General features: G+C 37.0%; 13 protein-coding genes. 7 read left to right on the plus strand and 6 right to left on the minus strand.

Annotated features, from left to right (window positions below; all coding sequences use genetic code 11):
• Window positions 1-50: 50 nt before the first annotated feature.
• Window positions 51-4,364, minus strand: coding sequence for a T9SS type A sorting domain-containing protein (locus tag BWI92_RS16840; protein ID WP_095164582.1), 4,314 nt, complete (start codon window positions 4,362-4,364; stop codon window positions 51-53).
• Between the two features lie 513 nt (window positions 4,365-4,877).
• Here BWI92_RS16840 and dinB point away from each other — a divergent pair.
• The 3 genes from dinB (at window position 4,878) to BWI92_RS16855 (ending at window position 8,326) form a co-directional block, all read left to right on the plus strand.
• Window positions 4,878-6,050 (plus strand): DNA polymerase IV, encoded by a 1,173-nt coding sequence (dinB, locus tag BWI92_RS16845; RefSeq protein WP_229363231.1) that lies wholly within the window; start codon window positions 4,878-4,880, stop codon window positions 6,048-6,050.
• A 60-nt stretch (window positions 6,051-6,110) separates the two neighbouring features.
• The gene (locus tag BWI92_RS16850; RefSeq protein WP_095164583.1) at window positions 6,111-6,770 is read left to right on the plus strand and encodes a cyclase family protein; all 660 of its coding nucleotides are present in this window, start codon (window positions 6,111-6,113) and stop codon (window positions 6,768-6,770) included.
• A gap of 380 nt (window positions 6,771-7,150) precedes the next feature.
• Window positions 7,151-8,326, plus strand: coding sequence for an MFS transporter (locus BWI92_RS16855; RefSeq protein WP_095164584.1), 1,176 nt, complete (start codon window positions 7,151-7,153; stop codon window positions 8,324-8,326).
• Here the strand turns inward: BWI92_RS16855 and BWI92_RS16860 are convergent.
• Entirely contained in the window at window positions 8,323-8,934 is a 612-nt protein-coding gene (locus BWI92_RS16860) for a LuxR C-terminal-related transcriptional regulator (RefSeq protein ID WP_095164585.1), read from the minus strand. The two genes, BWI92_RS16855 and BWI92_RS16860, sit on opposite strands and share 4 nt — an antisense overlap.
• Before the next feature lie 332 nt (window positions 8,935-9,266).
• Between BWI92_RS16860 and BWI92_RS16865 the strand changes: the two genes are divergently transcribed.
• Window positions 9,267-9,986, plus strand: a complete 720-nt coding sequence (locus tag BWI92_RS16865; RefSeq protein WP_310588920.1) for a sterol desaturase family protein — start codon at window positions 9,267-9,269, stop codon at window positions 9,984-9,986.
• 71 nt (window positions 9,987-10,057) lie between these two features.
• A complete protein-coding gene (locus BWI92_RS16870; protein WP_095164586.1) occupies window positions 10,058-10,843 on the plus strand; it encodes a TSUP family transporter in 786 nt (261 codons plus the stop codon).
• Window positions 10,844-11,052: 209 nt separating this feature from the next.
• On the opposite strand, the gene BWI92_RS16875 is transcribed toward BWI92_RS16870, so the two are convergent.
• From BWI92_RS16875 to BWI92_RS16890, 4 genes are all read right to left on the minus strand, one after another.
• Window positions 11,053-11,823, minus strand: coding sequence for an HTH domain-containing protein (locus BWI92_RS16875; protein ID WP_095164587.1), 771 nt, complete (start codon window positions 11,821-11,823; stop codon window positions 11,053-11,055).
• Window positions 11,824-12,249: 426 nt separating this feature from the next.
• Window positions 12,250-14,577: a glycoside hydrolase family 65 protein gene (locus BWI92_RS16880; protein ID WP_095164588.1), complete on the minus strand. Its 2,328-nt coding sequence runs from the start codon at window positions 14,575-14,577 to the stop codon at window positions 12,250-12,252.
• A gap of 320 nt (window positions 14,578-14,897) precedes the next feature.
• A complete protein-coding gene (pgmB, locus tag BWI92_RS16885; protein ID WP_095164589.1) occupies window positions 14,898-15,548 on the minus strand; it encodes a beta-phosphoglucomutase in 651 nt (216 codons plus the stop codon).
• 211 nt (window positions 15,549-15,759) lie between these two features.
• Window positions 15,760-17,664, minus strand: coding sequence for a glycoside hydrolase family 13 protein (locus tag BWI92_RS16890; RefSeq protein ID WP_095164591.1), 1,905 nt, complete (start codon window positions 17,662-17,664; stop codon window positions 15,760-15,762).
• 458 nt (window positions 17,665-18,122) lie between these two features.
• Here BWI92_RS16890 and BWI92_RS16895 point away from each other — a divergent pair, with 458 nt between their 5' ends.
• Window positions 18,123-19,841, plus strand: coding sequence for an alpha-amylase family glycosyl hydrolase (locus BWI92_RS16895; RefSeq protein ID WP_095164728.1), 1,719 nt, complete (start codon window positions 18,123-18,125; stop codon window positions 19,839-19,841).
• A 106-nt stretch (window positions 19,842-19,947) separates the two neighbouring features.
• Window positions 19,948-21,276 carry an MFS transporter gene (locus BWI92_RS16900; protein WP_095164592.1) on the plus strand — a complete coding sequence of 443 codons (1,329 nt, stop codon included), beginning with the start codon at window positions 19,948-19,950 and terminating at the stop codon, window positions 21,274-21,276.
• Window positions 21,277-21,294: the final 18 nt, after the last annotated feature.

Raw genomic sequence — 21,294 nt, forward strand, 5'->3', positions numbered from 1 at the left:
ATAAAAATCTCCAATATAAAGCCATAAACAGATTTCCTTCGGGTCAGTTTTTAGTTCGTTTTTATGAGTTTAAACACAGCAATCTTGTTTGCTTTAGAAATTTTAACATGGTAAACTCCACTATTAAATTTCTGTAAACTTATTACATTGGTACCCGATTGTAGGAGTTGTTCCGATACCTGATTACCAAGCATATCAGTCAGTTCGCACTTGATATTTGGTTCATCACAGTTGATGGTAACATAGTCACTAGCAGGATTTGGACCTATTACCACACCTAGAGATTGAATATCTTCTAAACCTGTCACTAGCTCAAGAGTTGCTATGGATTTTGCTCCTACCGTACCTTCCCCACATTCGCTATTGAGTACTCTAAATATCTGAAACTGTTTTGCTGTACTTGCCAAAAATGGGATTTCAAACGGAGAGCTGCTTATTTCATAGTACTTTGAAGTCAAGCCATCGGGACCAATATAAACACCTATTGGAAATTTCCCTTTGGTATTAACTTTTAAATTTACTGGCTTATCCGCTGATGAGTAAAAATATTTTGTGGTATCAAACTCAGCCGTTATCACAGAAGCTACCGAGAGAGGACTCATAGTCGATGCTCCCGTCGAATTTGCTTCGTTACTAATCACCTTGAAACGATACTCATTACCTTCAGGCAAGTCTACTGGTAAAGTCGCTGACAGGTAGTTAGTAGCATTGGGAATTGGAGCAGAATTGATTGTTTTAAAGTTCTGTCCATTTTTGTCAGAAATCTGTACTTCAAATTTGGCATTGCTCGCAAAGCTCCCTGTTGTTGAATACATAATTTCAACTTTACTTCCTGCACACATCTTTGTTCTAAAAGGCACAAAATGTTCAATTTGTTTACTCGACTCTGGATTAACAGTCACTTGTGCGCTTCCTTTCACCTCTCCTAGTCCACACATATTTGATATTTTGGTAAACGTAATATTTTGAGAGGTTCTCGGTGATACTATTACTGAAAAACTTGAATAATTGTAGTTCGTAAAAGTTCCAACAGCACCATTGCTCAATGTATAACTAAAAGTTTGGTAAGGATTAATTGGCGTAATTTGAGGAACAAGCGTCAAGTTTCCTGTTTGACCATAATTAATCGTAATATTCCCCAACATGTTCATCATTGGAGGAGAATTTACATAAAATGAACGCTGTGAATCAAGGTTAGAAACATCGCCCTCTTGCGCTATCATTTCTAGTCTGTAATAGCTGTAAGGAATTGTTTTAGGAATTTCTGCCCATTGCCAACCCGTTTTTGTCGTTTCAAAAATATCAGTTTTTACTCCCGTCTGATTTGATAAACGCAAGGTATATTTATTACTAGCAGTAGGGTCGGTAGAATTCACATAAAACAGTATTTTCGTACCTGTACAAACACTTTCGTTATTGATAACAAGATTACTTCGCCATTCTATAATTGGAGAAACTGTCACTTTAATGCTAAGAGGATTGTCAATCTTACCACATTGATTTATTGAGCTACTAATCTTATACACTCCACTAACTCTTGGCGTAAACCCACTACGATCACCTGTGGCATTCATTAAAAAGCTATACCCCTGTTCATTATAGACATACTCTTCTGTAGTCGGGTCTTTTTTAAGAACAATACTCTGATTCAACTTAATGGAATATGCAGTTTGTCCATCAATTGTTGAAACAGGAGTCGGTGGTAATTGATAGACGATCAACTTAACTGGCGAAGAAATCGCTGGAGTTTGCTCATCTACCAATCTCATGTAGTAATTACCAGCTTCCAAGCCTTCTGGCATTGACACACTAAGTTCTGTTTCAGCAATATTATTTTTGAGAACTATAGCATTAGAAAAATTACTTTCCTTTGAGATTTCCAACCTATAATTAGGCGTAGTTACAGGGTAGTCACTCGAAGCATACGTTTCGTAGTATTTCACATTTAATTTTTGTCCTTTACAAAGTGTTTGTTTGAAGCTATTGTCATAATTTCCTTCGTAAAAGCCCACGTATTTATAAATATAGCTGATATTAAATTTCACATTCAAATCTGTAGTCCCGCACTGGTTACTAAGCGATGTAACGGCAAAAGCTGTACTTTTTTTGGTATCCACTTCAAAGTAAACAGTACCAAAACCATTACTTGTAAATGTGTTTCCATTCGACAATTTAGCAGTATAGTTATTGGCATTATCACAAATTATCGATGGCGTTTCGTTGTATCCTCCCTTGGTATAATTAAAGTTAAAGGTTGTCTGACGTGAATACTCTGGCTTTTTTATTGTTGCTACGGCAATCTTCTGCGCTATCGTGTAAGGGCTCGTCGCACGAACCTGTAAATATGCTTTTTGTGGGTAAAAGCCATTGGACGATGCAACATTCCAAACGGTTTTATTATTAATAAATTCGGCTACGCCCTCCTTCAATACATATCCACTTTCATTCACCAAATCCAAATAAAACTTACAATCTGCATTGAATGTACCAGTAGTCTGTATTTCCAAATTTATTTTGCTGTCTGCACAAATCTCAGCTCCATATTGAAAAGGTGTTAGCAATCTAATTTTATCGGGATTCTTAACAATGACCGTGAAGACGTTACTAGGCGTGTTGTTTACTCCACATAAATTAGAAACCGATAGAATTTGAATAGAAGTAGTTTCCTGATAGAAATTATCAACAGCACTACTATTTAGTGAATTCAATGTGAATGTTTGATTAAGTGAGTTACGATAGGTTACCATATCTCCACCCGAAAAAGTAGCTCTATAAGTAAAAGTACCTGATTTATCTAAAATCGGGATAGCATAATCCGCTGCAAAGCTAGTCACAGCGGGTATCTTATTAAGCGTAGCGACGTCTTTCGTAAAAAGAAGATCTTGAATACTAGTATTGTTTGCTGTCAGTGCCATAGAAAATGCCTGCGCAACAAAGTCAAGACTTTTAGGTAGCATAAATTCGGCTATGCCATCTTGCTTAACCACCCCCGAAAGTTCTACGTTTGTATCAGGATAACCACTCAATTTGATCACGCCTTTAATTGGTGTTCCCTTTATTAAAGTTTTATTACTTACAAAAGTAGCTCTTAGTGTATCTCCAAGACAGTACTTCTTACGTTCTGTGCTTTTCACCTCTATTCCCTCTTTTACAGTTACCGCAAATTCGCCTACACCAACTCCAGTGCCACATACCCCACTTACGCTCTTGAATTTATACGTTTGCGAGGTTTGAGGATTTACAGTTATTTCAAAAGAGTTTCCATAAGGATTTATAAACCTTCCTTTTGTACCATCAGACAATTCATATAAAATTGGAGAAGCTCCTGTAACTCCAACATTCAAAACAACACTCGTCCCGAATGTAATAGAACTTGCACTGATACTTCGAAGTGTCAACTGCGTGGCATCAAATATACTAATGGTATAAGTAGCTGTAGCTACCTCAGGACTTGTGGTATACACCCTTACTGTATAATTGCCCGTATTCAACAGGGTTGGCACTTTGCCTGTCACAAGACCATCTTTTTCGGTAGCCTCTGCGGTGTAAACCGTACCGCTAAGCTCGCTGGTCAATTCAATAACATACTTATTGTCGGCATTCCAGTTACCAATTTTGTTAATAGGCAATTGCATATTTGCTCCTTTGCAGAAAAAACGATTATCCAAAGAAGAAAACTTTAGAGAGTTTTCGGTTACGACTGCCTCAATTTTGCCACTAATCTTACCTATACCACAACCATTTTCAATCGTTGAAAAAGTAATTGTTTCAGATTTTTGAGAACTTAGCACCATTTGAGTCTCATTGATTCCACCCGGACCATAATTCCCTGATGCCACAAATTTTCTCCCATCCGAAGTAGTCAAAGTGTAAGGCGCCGACCCTCTACCTCTCAGAGTGACTGTTGCAGAACCATTCTGAGGCATATAAACCTTGCCAACTTGCTTAATAGTTTGGTCAGGAAGCTCTCCTACTGGAAGATACCCACTACTCCCACCCAATGTGGCTGAGACTACTGGAGAACTAGAAACTACACTCACAGTATAATATGGAGTCTCATACTCCTTCATATATTTTGTAATTGAAGCAGGAATTTTGCCGACCAAAAAGCCAAGAGAATCCTTAGTTTCTAGTGTTAATACCTCTTTGGTAGAGTTTAGATAACTATCATACTCAAGTTGAATAGAAAATTTGTTATCCGCGTTGAACGCTCCTGAGGTTAGATAGGCAACTACCAAGTTTTTATTAGGGCATAGATAGCGACTTGAAGCAGGTTCGACAATACTAATGACAGAGATGTTCTGACCAACAGAAGTGATTATGGAACAACACCATAATGAAATTAGGAGTAAAAGACGGTACATAAATTTAATTGATTAAAGCAATTTCTAGGCTCAGAATATCTTTCCAACAATTGATAAAATAAGTGTGTTTATACAAATTTAATTTACACATTGGTGTAAGATAGTTTCATGGTTGTCTAGAGTCAAGCAATGTGAACATTGAAATTTTCGATACCAAATCTATTAGAAAAATATCCTAAAAACAACGGTTATCTTTGATTTTCTGACATTTATTAAAATCATCCTGATTTTACCCATGAAGGGTTAATGCACTATATCAGCCCCAAAAATCTTTATTAATAAAAGGTGTAGTCAATTTTATTCGGACTTCTATTAATGTTAAAATTTAACATTGTCTTCTCTACTCAACTTCTCCGCTCCTTCAAAATTAAATAACATTTTACTTAGCTACATAACATTATAAAATGACGCTTCACTTTAGCTATGTTTTTTATTTTCAAATAAATTATATAGCTAAAATAGACATTGAATTTATTTTTTAGCTTATTTTTGTATTCAAATAGATTCATTTGAATGATTTTTGTAGCTAAAATGGAGAGAGCTATTGTACACATGGACCTTGACTGCTTTTTTGTATCTGTAGAAAGATTAAGAAATAGTCAGCTAAATAATAAACCTGTTATTGTGGGTGGTATGTCCGATCGTGGTGTTGTATCAGCCTGTAGTTATGAAGCCCGACGCTTTGGTATACATTCGGCTATGCCTATGCGTATGGCTCGGCACCTTTGTCCCGAAGCCATTATTGTAAGAGGTGATTATGAATCTTACTCGCAATATTCGGACATGGTTACTGAGGTTATTGTGAGCAACGCACCACTTGTTGAGAAAGCGTCGGTCGATGAGTTTTATCTTGATATGACTGGTATGGAAAAATTCTTTGGAACTTTTTCCTATGCTCAAAAGCTCCGAAAAACGATTATTAAAGAAACAGGGCTGAGTATTTCCTTTGGATTGTCTACGAACAAAACAGTTTCTAAAGTAATAACCAATGAAGTAAAACCTGCCAACTTTGACCTTGTACATATTGGAGCAGAAAAGGGATACTTAGCCCCTCTTAATATTAATAAACTTCCGATGGTTGGCGAAGTGACAGCCCAAACATTGCGAAATATGGGGATATCTAAAGTAGGTACTTTGGGAGAAATGCCCTTTAAGGTACTTGAACGCACTTTCGGCAAGATGGGGAAAGTTCTGTGGGAAAAAGCCAATGGAATAGATTTAACACCCGTAATTCCCTATTCCGAGCCTAAAAGTATGTCCAAAGAAGTAACTTTTCAGCAGGATACAACAGATATGATTTACCTCAGATCTGTTATGATACGTCTTACCGAACAATTAAGCTATGAGTTACGGCAAGAGGGATATTGTACCGCTTGTGTTACGGTCAAACTGAGATATTCGAACTTTGATACACATAGCAAACAAATAGTCATTGCAAGTACTTCTGCCGACCATATTCTGATACCACTAATGCTACAACTTTTCGAACAACTCTATGAAAAACGGCTTTTGATAAGACTCGTTGGAGTGCGTTTTACCAAATTGGTTCGGGGTGTCCAGCAACTCAGCTTGTTTGATCAAAGTGCCAAAATAGCACCGCTATATACAGCTATGGATAATATTCGTAGTCGATATGGAATAAAAGCTGTTGGAAGAGCAATGGGACAGTCGCCCAAACGTGAGTAATTTGGTAAACTTTTCCGTACATTTATTCTTCAATGTTTGTCAAATTTTACTTTACTGCTCATGAGATTCATCGACTTAAGCCATACCATCGAAGATGGTACTGTTACATACAAAGGACTTCCTGCACCAAAAATTTGTGATTATTGGACTCGAGAAGAATCTAAAAATTGGTACGACGAAGACACTTCATTCCAAATTGGAAAAATTGAAATGGTTGCCAATACAGGGACTTACATTGATACCCCATTTCACAGATATGAAGATGGGAAAGATTTATCCGACATTTTAATAGAAAAGACAGCTCTCCTCGACGCTGTCATTATCAGAGTTCCCTATCAAGAACGTAAAGTGATTGATGTCGCTATTTTCAAACAATATGACATCCATAACAAAGCTGTATTGGTACACACAGGCTGGGATGAACTTTGGGAACAGGAAGCATATTATTCAGAAAACCCCTATTTAACCGCAGAGGCTGCCCAATATCTGGTAGATCAAAAAGTGATTTTGGTCGGGATAGACTCGTACAATATTGATGATGTATCTGGAAAAACTAGACCAGTCCATACGATTTTACTCAAAAACGAAATTTTGATTGTCGAACATCTCTGTAATCTAAAGCAAGTTCCTGATGGAATATCAATAAAATTTTGTGCAACACCACCGAAGGTTAAAGGAATGGGAACCTTTCCAGTTAGAGCCTATGTAGTTGTGGAATAAGTTTGTGCTTGCATTAGGCTATAAGCTTTATGCCATAGGCTTTAGGCTTTCAGGTATCGGCTTTCGGCAATGGGCTTTGGGAAAAAGCATGGCTTGGGTTTTAAACTCTTTGCTTAATTCCTGTTGCCTATAGGCTTTCAGTTATCGGCTTTCGGCAGAGAGCTTTGGAAAAAGCATGGCTTGGGTTTTAAACTCTTTGCTTAATTCCTGTTGCCTATAGGCTTTCAGTTATCGGCTTTTGGCAGTGGGCTTTGGGAAAAAGCATGGCTTGGGTTATTAAAAACTTGTTAAAACTCTTTGCCTTGTGCCTGTTGCCTAGTGCCTGAGCATTTTAAATCTTATTTTGCATGATTACTCATTAGTATTTGAGAAAATAGACTATGTTAAATTTTATAAAAAATCCTAAGACTGTAACACCAGTCGTTGTTTTTGCTCAATTTTCGGGAACTTCTCTTTGGTTTGCAGTCAATGCCATTTTAAAGGATATTCAACCGCTATTTCCGCAAAACAATCATTTTTTAGGCAACATGACTTCAGCTGTGCAATTAGGTTTTGTTTGTGGAACTCTTTGTTATGCCATTTTGGCAATTAGTGATCGATTTTCACCCAAATGGGTATTTGTTTTCTCTGCACTTTTAGGGGCACTAATCAACCTTCTTACGCTTAGGAGTATGGGAAACATGACCTTGCTTTTAAGCATAAGATTTGGAGTAGGATTTTTTCTAGCTGGTGTATATCCTGTTGGTATGAAAATCATGAGCGATTGGCATCAAAAAGGATTGGGAAAAGCATTAGGGTATCTGGTAGGTGCGCTGGTATTAGGCACTTCCTTTGGTCACTTTTTAGCAGCAATACAATGGCATTTTGATTGGCAAACTATCATTCTTGCAGCATCTGTCTTATCGTGTGGTGGAGCTTTATTGATAGCAGTAGGAATAACGGATGGACCCTATCGTCAGAAAATAGGAACTTTTAGCCCAAAAGCTATATTTGAGGCATTTGCCAATCCCAATTTCAAACAATATGCTTGGGGCTATTTTGGACATATGTTCGAGCTATATACTTTTTGGGCTTTTGTGCCAGTCATTTTACAACACTATCAAAGCCTGCACCAAGAATCATTTTCTATTTCAGCATGGTCTTTTGGCATAATAGGTATGGGTATTGGGGGATGTATATGCACAGCAGAGCTCTCCCAACAACGTTTCACAAGTCGTCAGTTAGCGTATTTTTTCTTAATTGTTTCTGGATTTTGTTGTTTAATAAGCCCTTTTATTTGGCAGTTACCATTTGAAATTTTTATGGGCTTACTATTAATTTGGGGTTTCAGCGTAGTGGCAGACTCACCTCAATTCTCGACGCTTATTTCACAAAATGCGCAACCTGCATATCGTGCTTCAGCGATAACCATCGTCAACAGCATAGGCTTTGCTATCACAGTTATTAGTATCATGCTTTTGCAAAATCTACAAGCCATAATCGGGATTGAATGGCTATTTTTTCCACTTTCGCTTGGCATGATTACTGGCATCATTACAAGAAAAAGAGGTAACTAATTTTTGGACTTATAGGAGTACTCCGTTTTAAACTTGCTCTGAACGAATTTTATCAATTCTCTTTCGTTTGGCACCGACAGCTTTTGATAAATATTCCGCTTGTGCGTGTTTACAGTATGGACACTGATATACAGCTTTTCTGAAATCGAACTGCTCGACTCTCCTTGCATAACATAAGCTATTACTTGAGCTTCACGCAGAGAAATTCCATATTTACTAAAAAATGGTGTTTGATGAATTTCGCTAATTCTTTTCTGAGAAGAGTTTATACTCAAAGCATTCAGTTCAGCAAGTAAATCTTGCAATCCATTATTCATCTGGAAAACTTTGGTAACCGAAGAAGGATTGGGAAACCATTGCTTTCCTCCTATCAAAAAAGTAGCTGGTTTAGTATTTTGTACAGACAAGTCATCAAGAACATTAGCTAATTGCAAATGATACTGCTGACAATCAATCAATAAAACATCTGGCGCAATAGACTGGATACTCTGTGCAGAAACTTGTTCTAATGAAAGTAGACTAACAGATAAAATACTAGGGTTGGGCTCAAGAATAACTTTAAGGCCATCAGCCAATAACTGGTGCTCATAAATGATTAATAAATTCATATAATTAAGGCTAATATTAGTGATAAAACTTTATTTTGAGTGATTAACACAAAAGTAAGCTTTGTTTAAAAGTGGTGGTATTAGTTTTTATTTTACGGAACAAAGATATGATAATCGTTGATTTTCATACACTATTGCATGATTTTTTAAAGTAAAATTTTATAATTTAATCACGAATAAGACAACTTAAAATAGATATATTTATATTAATAATCTTTATTCAAAAAAATCTTGAAAAAGTATATTAATATGGAAAGGCTCGTAAACTATTTTTCTACTATTCCTTCATCACATCGCTCAGTAATTTTGGTGGGTGGCATCACTTTTTTTGGTTGATTGAATCAACCTTACCCCTATTCAAATTTTCCTATCATAAATGGCGTCATGCTGGTGTTAATATCTTTTTTACGATAACAACCATCGTGGTCAATTTTATTTTAGCATTTATTCTTCTAAAATCTTCAGATTGGGCAGTTAGTAACCAGTTTGGTATCATTAACTGGCTTCCTGATATGCCTCTCTGGATATATGCTATTTTGGGGTTGTTATTATTGGACTTGATTGGCGCTTGGTTTGTCCACTGGCTTGAGCATAAAGTCAAATGGATGTGGCGATTTCATATTATTCATCATAGCGATATGCAAGTAGATACCACTACTGCTAATCGACATCACCCTGGAGAGAGTGTTTTTAGATTTGTATTTACAACCCTTGCTATAGTAATTACTGGTGCACCTATGTGGATTGTGATGATGTATCAATCTTTGTCGGTGCTGCTATCACAGTTTAACCATGCCAATATTACTTTGCCTTCGAAAGTAAACAACATCTTAAGCTGGCTTATTGTCACACCCGATATGCATCATGTACATCATCATTATGTACAACCGTACACGGATTCTAATTATGGAAATATTTTCTCTATTTGGGATCATTTATTTGGTACATTTTCAGAAATCAACCCAAAAGAGATTGTCTATGGGGTAGATACTCAAATGAATGCGTCCAAAAATGACTCTATTACCTCTTTACTCAAAATGCCCTTCGAATGATTTGGGTGTAGTTTGAGAAAAATCTGAAGAGTTTGAGCTAATTTTGTAAAAATCATCAACCCTAATTGCTCATGCTTCTTGACGATATTAGTCTTCAAACTCTTTCTTTTTTACTAATTTTTGCCTTCTCTGCTGGATTTGTTGATTCGATTGTTGGTGGTGGAGGAATGATCCAACTACCTGCATTATTGATTTTTTTACCGCAGTTTTCTATTCCAACTATTATCGGCACACACAAATTAGCATCTGTGTCAGGTACTTTAGTAGCAGCCTCACAATATATAAAACAAGTTAAGGTGGATTGGAAAGTGATGCTGCCTGCTGTAGCCATCACAGGGATATTTGCCCTGATGGGAGCTCGACTAGTTAGTTCGCTCGACAAAGAAACCCTACGACCCATCATTTTGGTGTTATTGGTACTAGTTTTAATTTATACTTTGGTCAAAAAAGATTTAGGAACGCATCATGCTCCCAAATATCATGGTAAGGTATTTTTCTGGGGAGTCATGCTCACTGGAGCTGTTTTGGGATTTTATGATGGCTTTTTCGGGCCAGGTATGGGAAGCTTTTTGATATTTACTTTTGTATCAATTTTTTACTTAGATTTTTTACACGCCTCAGCTTATGCCAAAATCATGAATTGCGCCTCTAATGTTCCTGCTATTATCTATTTTATGTCGTCGGGGGATGTGTTGTACAAAGTAGCTATTCCATTGGCGATTGCCAACATTCTTGGATCAATAGTTGGAACTAAATTAGCGCTTAAAAAAGGGAGTACTTTTGTGAGAATCTTCTTTGTGGTCGTTGTTATAGGTGTGATTTTACGCTTTGGCTATGATATATTTTTTAAACATTGAGTGAGGTGGAGACTTAGCGAATTAGTGATTGTTTGTATTAATGCGGAACTACAAACTAAAAGACAAGTAACTGAAAATTAAATAATTAAACTATCCAAAGTCAGTTTTTTTCCTTATGGGATACGATTTAAATCGTATCCCATAAGGAAAAGTATAGTCTATGACCTAGAACAGGAAAGGTTCATGCTTACAAGTATGATTTTCGAAGCTTAGTAAGAAGTGCTTATTTCTGAAAGAATCTGTTGAATTCGTTTTCTTTTTAAATCAGGATCCTCGACTTGCTTGAATTCTAAGCCTGATAGTAATGTTCTAGAATCTCGATTCTGCTTTGGCTCAAGTGTTTCGATGAGTAAAACTTGCATAGTTTCAACAATATCTTGAATTGAAATTTCTCGATTTGATTCCTGAACCGTAAATATTGTACCTTCAAAATCTGGCTCATAAATACCGAACCACGAAAAGCGATTCCATCTTCCTTCAAGATAATCATTAGTATGACCAAATAATTTCTCTCCAATCGTTTCTTCTATTGCTTGCCCTACATAAAGAATATTTGGACCATCATAAAGTATGTAAATGCCTTTTTGTTCCTTAAAGTTAGTTATCGAGTTTGTTTCTAACTGCGTACCATATAAATCAGGTCTTTCATTCCAGAATACTTGATTCCTATGCCAGAACATACCATAGGAATTTATTACAGAAGTATAACTAATTTCGCTCTTTTTAAACTTTTCCTTAGAAGTATTTGATCTTTCACGCAAGGTAAAAGTCCCCATTGCTACTTTAATAAAAATTGAGTCGTCCCCAAAATCACGAATGTCATTACTGATATACGCATTGACTGTGGTAGCAGGTGTGGAACCAACGGATGATCTGTAACCATTTTCAAGTATTTGCTCTGCAATCTCTGTGTAGTGTAGTGGTCTACTATGTTCTTTAAGAACACGCTCAATCGCTTCAATCCATTTTAATTCTTTCATATGAACTTATTTTAAGTGTATTAAAACTATAAGTATAGCAAAAATAATGCTACTAATAAATAATGGCTTCTCTTTTTTAAGTGTAGATTCCATTGAGATAATCTAAGAGTCGTAATAATAGCAAAAATGGATGCTATTGGAAAATATGCCTATTGATACAGTTTAAACTTTCATAAATTGCTTGATAAGCAATGAATTTATCCTGTTTGAAGGCAGCGAGGTAGAACGCCACTCCGATTATAAATTCTCGAGTTTTTGTGGCAACCGATGCCTTACTTTTTATTTTTAGACGGGAAAGTATAAAAACAAAAAGTAAGGCTAGTAATTAATCAATAAAATATATTTTTGAAAAGTTTAAAAAGCTTCATAAACAAAAAGCTAGCCCCCTTTTACAAGGAGGCTAGCTTCCAGGAGTATTTTTTACCATTACGCCAATTCCGTAGCGCCTAAGGCAACCACTACCGAAGAAGTAGCTTTTACCTCATAAGCTTCTGCTCCAACATTAATTGTAATATCTCCACCTTCAAGATTTTCGATGGTAACATTGTCGGATGTCGTAATAATATTTAGGATATTATTTCTGAATCTAATTTTGAAAGCGAATGATTTCCAATTTTCAGGAACAAATGGATTTAAGAAAATTTGACCATTTCTCACACGCATGCCTCCAAATCCTTTGATAACAGACATCCATGTTCCAGCCATCGAAGTAATGTGCAAACCGTCTTCGGTATCATTGTTGTAGTCATCCAAATCCAGACGAGCCGAACGCTGGTAGAATTCGTAACTACGTGGCTTATCACCTAATTTGGCTGCAATGATTGAGTGAACACATGGACTCAATGAAGACTCATGTACAGTCATTGGCTCGTAGAAATCATAGTTACGACGGATGGTTTCGATATCAAAATCATCTTCGAAGAAGTAAATTCCTTGCAAAACGTCTGCTTGTTTGATGAAACAAGAACGAAGAATTCTATCCCAAGACCATTTTTGGTTGATAGGACGGTCTGAAGCTGCAAGGTCTTTTACTTGGATTAATTCCTTATCTAAGAATCCATCCTGCTGTAAATAGACACCCAATTCTTTATCTTCTGGTAAGTACATATTGTCGATGATATGTTGGAACTTACCAAATTCAGCCTCCTCATTCAAACTCAACAGACCAACAAGCTCTGCAAAACGAGCACTGTCAGTAGATTTGATATATTCTGCGGCTTCTTTGGCATATTTCAAACACCAAACTGCTATATAACTTGTGTACCAGTTGTTGTTTACGTTGTTTTCGTACTCATTTGGTCCAGTAACGCCCAACATTACATATTGCTTTTTAGCAATTGACCAGTTAACACGTTGAGCCCAGAAACGAGCGATACCTAATAATACTTCAAAGCCATATTCAGCTAAGTAAGCTTTATCGTCAGTATAGTTGATGTAATCGTAAATCGCATAGGCAATAGCTCCGTTACGGTGGATTTCTTCAAAAGTGATTTCCCACTCATTGTGGCACTCTTCTCCGTTCATCGTAACCATTGGGTATAATGCAGCACCATCTTTAAAGCCTAGTTTACCAGCATTTTCGATAGCACGACCTAATTGCTTCCAACGATATACCAACAAATTACGAGCTACCTGTGCATCAGCTGTAGCCATGTAGAAAGGAATACAATAAGCCTCAGTATCCCAATAAGTTGAGCCACCGTATTTTTCACCAGTAAATCCTTTTGGACCAATATTCAAACGAGCATCTTCACCAGAGTATGTTTGGTTCAATTGGAAAATATTGAAACGAATTCCTTGTTGAGCAGCTACGTCACCTTCAATCACGATGTCGTTCATGTGCCATTTCGAAATCCATTTTTCAGCTTGTTCAGCCAACATTTTAGCATAACCCTTGGCTGAAACTTTCGCTAAATAGGCTTTTGCCACTGGAAGAAGCTCTTCAATAGCATAATTTTCTGAAGAAAGATTACAAGCGTATTTAATCAAAGTAGTTTCTTGACCTGAGATAACGTCTAAGCTTACTTGGCTTGCAACGTATTTTTCTGCTTTGATTGGAAAACTTTGAAAATCAACTGATTTTCCGTCCTGAAGAATTTCAAACTTCTGACCAGTTACCACGTGGAAGCCAGTCTTTTTAGTACGAAGTTCGATATAACCTTCTGCAAAAGCAGTTTCGCGATGGATTTCATCCCAGAACTTTTCGTCGTAATTGGCATCCTTATTCTTGATATCACCATCGATAAATGGGGTCAAAGTAAGTTTACCATCAAAATTCAAGGGCGTAATCGAGTAGCTGATAGCACCTGACTCGTCGTCCACAATTGAGTTGAATCTTTTTGTATATACTTTGATTTGTTTTCCACTTGCCAAAGTTGCGATAAATGAGCGCTCCAAATATCCTTCTCTCATATTGAGCACACGACGGAAGTCAGCTACCTCGCAACGATTCAAATCTAACTCTTCTCCATCGATTTCGACTTTGATACCAATCCAGTTGGCAGCGTTCAATACTTTTGCGAAATATTCAGGATAACCATTCTTCCACCAACCCACACGGGTTTTGTCAGGATAGTACACACCAGCTACATAATTTCCTTGAAGAGTCTTTCCAGTAAAGGTTTCCTCAAAGTTACCGCGTTGGCCCATACGTCCATTTCCTAGTGAGCATACTGATTCAGTGATTTCGTTGTATTCGCGGTGAAACCCTTCTTCAATTATGCACCATTCGTCATGTTTTAAGTAGTTTTTCATTGTATTATAATGGATGGTTAATGGCAATGTATCTAACTATTTCCAATACTTCAATACTTTAGTATATCTTTTTCACGCAAGTTCTTGGAAATGTACAATTCCTTAAGTTGATTATTTTATTAGTCTGCTAAATTACTTCAATTCATGAAGATTGTCCTTGCTGTGCTAGGGTGTTTTTTTACGATTCTAGAAAGCTGACTTAGAGTAAATCAAAGCAAAATTATTCTAAAGTCCTGAAAATGAAATAGGGTAACCGAAGAGGCTACCCTTACAAAGACTTTTAGATAGGTAAAAAACTGTGTAATGCACAAACTTAAAACCTATATTTGAGTTAGTTTCTCTACTGAAAAATCTTCGAAAGTAGAGATAACAATATCTGCTTCTGTCAAAATATCTACCGAACCGATACCTACGGCTTTCATTCCACCTGCTTTGGCAGCTTGTACACCCGCTACAGCATCTTCAAAAACCACACATTCAGACGGTTGTGCACCTGTTGCCTCTGCTCCCATCAAAAATACTTGTGGGTCTGGCTTACCTTTGGTGATATTATTTCCATCGATGATCGCATCGAAGTAGTCAAGCATTTGAATTCTTTCTAAAATCAATTTTGAATTTTTACTGGCAGAACCCAGTGCAATTTTTATACCATTGGCGCGTAAAGATGTTAAAAACTCAGGAACACCTGGCAAAACTTCCTTAGGAGTCATTTGCATTACCAAATCCAAATACCATTGGTTTTTCTTGGTCGCCCATGCTTCCTTCTCCTCTGCAGTCAGTGTTACCCCACCCCAATTTAGGATAAGCTCAAGGGATTCCATGCGACTAATACCTTTCAACTGTTCATTTTGGTGTTCTGTAAAATCAAAACCCAATTCATTGGCTAATCGTCTCCATGCTTGAAAATGGTACACTGCTGTATCGACGATTACGCCATCTAGGTCAAAAAGGCACGCTTTTACTGTTGTCATTGTTTGAAAGTTTGGTTAATGGAAAATAAGATAGTCAAGGAACAATAAAATTCCTTGACTATCGAATGATTTGTTTTTACAAAGTTACAAGGAGTATTTCTTAGAAAAATACAGAATCAATGAGAATATTTCAGCGATCGGATATTTAATGATAAATTTTATTACTCCCAATCACCTTCATTATTTCATTTCCTTCATTACTTCATTTTCATCATTTTTTCAATTCAATCACTTGAATCGACATAGCTGGAACCTTGATTTTTTGCAAAGAAGAAATGGTATTACCTGAGATAACCTCTTTACCAGAAGTAAAGCCTCCAAGAATTTCGGCAAAACGCTCAGTCGAGAGTTCTTTATCATCTTTATTCTGACTCATAACAATCATAACCGTTTGTTGTGCATCGTATCTGAAATAGACATACATGCCATCTTGTGGTAAAAACTGCATCAATTTTCCAGTAGTTAGTGCTGAGGAGTTTTTACGGAAGTTAGCTAAGGTTTTTACAAAATTAAAGGCCTCATTTTCTTTCTCTGTGCGTCCACTGGCCGAGAATTTATTTACAGCATCGTCAGCCCAACCACCTGGGAAATCTTGACGAACCTCAGCATCTGAAGGATTTTTGAAGTTTTTCATCAATACTTCTGTTCCATAATACAAATGTGGTGTACCTCTCGTCGTCAATAAGAATCCTAGTCCTAATTTGTATTTGTTTAAATCTTCGCCAATTACAGAGAAATAACGGTCTTGGTCATGGTTATCGACAAAAGTCATATTCAAATCAGGATTTTGGTACAATGCATCCATTGATAAAACCTGATAAATACGATTGAAACCTTTTCCCCAATCAAAATTTTGATTCAGAGCATCATTGATAGCTGTTTGCAATACAAAATCATTTGGTGAAGGCAAATTACTTTTGAAAGGCAAATTGATATTGTTTCTTACATGATACGCCTGACTATAGATGTTTTGTACAGCATTTTCACCCGTAATAAACATATCTGGATACTCCTCAAAAAGAGCGGCATTACAACGATTCATAAAAGGCAAATCATTGTACTGATACGTATCTACTCTCCAACCATCAATACCAAAATATTCGACCGTCCAAAGCGCATGCTGAATCAAGTAATTGGCCACAAAAGCATTATTTTGATTTAAGTCTGGCAAAAAGGGCACAAACCAACCACTCTGCTGAACTTTAAAGTCAGATTTATTTCCATGCAAAACATCCACAACAGGTTCGTCACGATACGAAGTATTGGTATAATTATCCCATTGATTCAACCAATCTTTAGAGGGCATATCCTTCAGAATCCAGTGGTTGATACCCACGTGGTTGTACACTGCATCTTGAATCACTTTCAAGCCTTTTTTGTGTGCTTCAGTGACCATTTCCAAATAGGCTGCATTGCCTCCCAAACGACGGTCAACATTATATTGGTCGGTAAAACCATAACCATGATAAGCAGAGCGCATGGCTCCTCCCTCGTTTGTTTGAGGCTGATCGTTTTCAATGACAGGATTCAACCAAAGAGTAGTTGCACCTAATTCTTTGAAATAATCAAGGTGCTGGGTCACTCCCTTTAAGTCTCCACCATGACGAGCAAAAGGATTTTTACGATCAGAGACCTTATCCGCCATATCCTCAAACTTATCATTACTCGGGTCGCCATTGGCAAAACGATCGGGCAATATCAAATAAATAAAGTCTTTAGAATTGACAGTTTGAGGCTTTTTATCACGTACGCGTAATTCAAAAGGTTGAGTCAATTTCACGATTTGATCAACCGTTTTTTTCTTCCCCTTCTGAACCTGAATTGTTTTGGTCATTTCTACATTCAAAGTTCCTGCTTTCGTTTCAGGGGCAATCGTTAAATCAAGAAACAAATAATTGGGATTATCGACAGTATTTACTTTTTGAAGCGTAACGCCAGGGTAATTGATTTTGACATCAGCGCCTTTTAAGTTCTTACCATATACCAATAATTGCAAAGATGGGTTTTTCATGCCCACCCACCAGTTTGTAGGGTTTACACGTTGGATACTTGGTGTTTGAGCAATACCTAGAAAAGTACCTCCCAAAAGCATCAAGGATAAAATTGTTTTTTTCATGTTTATAAAGAGATGGTTAATGGAAAATGAATCATTAAGCAATTGGATATGAGTGATAAGGCAAAAATGTAAATCCAATTATACATACACAAAGTACAAAAAAACGATGCATGTAGGTTAATGATAACTTTAAAAGTTTGCAATTTTTCAAATAAAATGAGGAAAATCCTAATAATAAAATCTTAAATTCGAGCAAAATTTTCACAAAGCTACTTAGCATAAAAAAGAATTGAATCTGTGCTAAACTGTGCTAATAGCCAAATATTATTTTAAAAATGTATAAAAAACACTTCATTTTCATAACAATATTGGGAAGCCTTTTCATGAATTTGGCTACCTTCTCGCAAACTAAAAAATCAACTAAAACTCAAGTTTTGGTCAACAACAATAATTCTAGTAAATTAAAGAATAAAGATAAATCCCTGACAAAAACTAAATCAAGCGAGAAAAAGAAAATTATGACCCAGAAAAACGACAAGTTAGTAATTCTACAGATGATGTTCCATCTATGGGGCAATACCAATTCAACCAATAAAATGAATGGTTCTGCAGCCGAAAATGGTGTGACTAAATTCAAAGACATCAACGATAAGGCGTTGAAAGAATTGAAAAAATTTGGCTACTCACATTTGTACATGACTGGTCTCATTGAACATGCTACCATGGAAGATTTGACTGCTTTGGGTATTCCAAAAGACCATCCAGATGTAGTAAAAGGCCGTTGTGGTTCGCCATTTGCTATCAAGGATTATTATGATGTAAACCCATTTTTTGCCACTGACCCCAACAAGCGCATGGAGGAATTTGAGGCAATGGTAGCTCGTGTTCACAAAAATGGTTTGAAGGTAGTGATGGACTTTGTACCTAACCACGTGGCACGTGTATATCACTCAGACATGAAACCTGCGGGCGTACGTGATTTTGGGCAAGATGATGATGTCAATAAAGGCTTTGACCCACAAAACAATTTCTACTATCTCCCTCATACTCAGTTCCAAATTCCTGATGGAGTAAACCCTCCTGTCAAACCAGAAGGTCCATATATCGAGTCGCCAGCTAAAGCTTCGGGTAACGATGTATTTTCGGCAAAACCAACCATTGATGACTGGTTTGAAACGGTAAAATTGAATTATGGTGTAGATATTCTTAATGGGCGTAGCCGTCATTTCGACCCAATTCCTTCTACTTGGATTAAGATGGTTGAAATCTTAAAATATTGGTCTGCTAAAGGTGTTGACGGTTTTAGATGTGATATGGCCGAAATGGTACCTGCAGAGTTTTGGCAATACGCCACTTCAGCGATTAAGAAAGAGTATCCTGACATGGTATTTATTGCTGAAATCTATAATCCTCGCGAATATTATAACTACATCAAGGTTGGTGGTTTTGATTATCTATACGATAAAGTTGGCCTGTATGATGGACTAAGAAGATTGGTTGAAAATAAACATGAAGCAACTGTCGAAGATATTACACGAGTTTGGCAACATGAATCGGGTAATATTTCAGAACACATGCTACGCTTCTTGGAAAATCATGATGAACAACGTATCAATACGCCTGCTTTTGCCAAAGGTAATCCATTTGCGGCTGTGCCTGCGATGGTCGTTACGGCAACCCTTCACACAGGACCAGTGATGATATACTTTGGTCAAGAATTAGGGGAAAAAGCAGATGGTAAAGAGGGCTTTAACCAAGCTGATGACCGTACTACCATGTTTGATTTCTGGGGAGTTCCTTCTCATCAGGCATGGATGAATGGAGGAAAGTTTGATGGCGCAGGCTTGACCGAAGAACAAAAGAATTTACAAGCACTTTATAAAGGTTTGTTGAAATTTGTCAATGGTTCTGAAGCGGTACAAAAAGGCGCATTCTTTGACCTTCAGTACATTCAGGGACACGATTATGACCGTCGTAAGGTATATTCTTATTTAAGATATAGCGAAAATCAAAAGCTTGTGGTGGTTTGTAATTTTGACCATTTCCAAGAAAAGAACATCAACCTTCATATTCCTGATGGTGCATGGTCGGCAATGGGACTGGATCCTCAAGGAAATTATACCTTGAAGGGTGTTTATGAAGCCAAAGGCTCTCAAAAAATCAATGCAAAGGATAACATCTCTATCAAAGTTGCGCCAAACTCGGCGGTAATTTATGAGATTTCTTCTAAAAAATAGTACATTTGAAAGTGTAGAGTTTAAGATAGCGTTTCTTGAAAACCAAATTTCTTGATGCGATAATCAAAACTTTACACTTTCACCCAACAATCCATTAACCATAAACATGAAAAAAATTAATAAACCTTCCTTGAGTCTAACGCAAATTATCAATATGAGCGTTGGTTTCTTGGGTATTCAATTTGGCTTTGCTCTTCAAAACGGCAATGCCTCGCGTATTCTTCAAACTTATGGCGCCGACGTAGAACACCTTTCATGGTTTTGGTTGGCAGCACCACTCACAGGAATGATTGTCCAGCCCATTATTGGACATTACTCAGATACTACTTGGGGACGCTTTGGTCGTAGAAAACCTTATTTTTTGGCAGGAGCTATCTTAGCTGCAGTTGCTTTAGCATTTATGCCTAATGCCTCTTTTTTGGCAGGTATCCTTCCTGCGGTTGTATTGGGAGCAGGTTTTCTGATGTTTATGGATGCCTCTTTCAACATTGCGATGGAGCCATTCAGAGCATTAGTTGCTGATAACTTGCCAGATGAGCAAAATACTACAGGTTTCTCCGTACAAACCACTTTAATTGGTATTGGTGCCATTGCTGGGGGTTTTCTTCCTACGATTCTCAATAAGGTATTCAACGTATCGAATGAATCTATCAATGGAAACGTTCAAGATAATGTTCTTTACTCTTTCTATGCAGGTTCGGTTATTATTCTTGTAGCTATTCTTTGGACTGTTTTTACCACAAAAGAATATTCTCCAGCAGAAAGAAAATCATTTGGTTTCGAAGATGAATCACACGACCAAGCTAGTTTAAAAGATATTTTCAAGGACTTTGCTCAAATGCCTACAACAATGAAGCAATTGGGTTTGGTGCAGTTTTTCTCGTGGATTGCCTTATTTTCGATGTGGGTTTACGCTACACCAGCTATCGCACACCAGGTATATGGCCTACCATTGGAAGACCATAGTTCTAAAGCATATAATGATGCTGGCGACTGGGTGAGTTCTTTATTTGGAATTTATAATGGAGTTTCGGCGCTATATGCGTTGGCATTACCCAAAATTGCGGCACTTTTTGGCAAAAAAACTACCCATGCGTTCTCCCTAATCTGTGGAGGTTTGGGTTTAATCTCTATCTTCTTCATCACTAATCCTGACTATTTAGTTTTGAGTATGGTGGGAATTGGTTTTGCTTGGGCGAGTATTTTAGCAATGCCATACGCAATTTTAGCAAATAGTATTCCTATTCACAAAATGGGCGTGTATATGGGTATTTTCAACTTTTTTATCACCTTCCCACAAATTGTCAATGGTATTTTTGGCGGTATGGTTGTAAAACATATTTATGGATCTAACTCAGTTTATGCGTTGTTACTTGCAGGTATTTTCATGATTTTAGGAGCAGTATCTGTGATGTTTGTAAAAGAAAAACAATAATCGGATTTGCAATAAATC

The organism is Flectobacillus sp. BAB-3569, assembly GCF_002270355.1.
Lineage (GTDB): Bacteria > Bacteroidota > Bacteroidia > Cytophagales > Spirosomataceae > Flectobacillus > Flectobacillus roseus.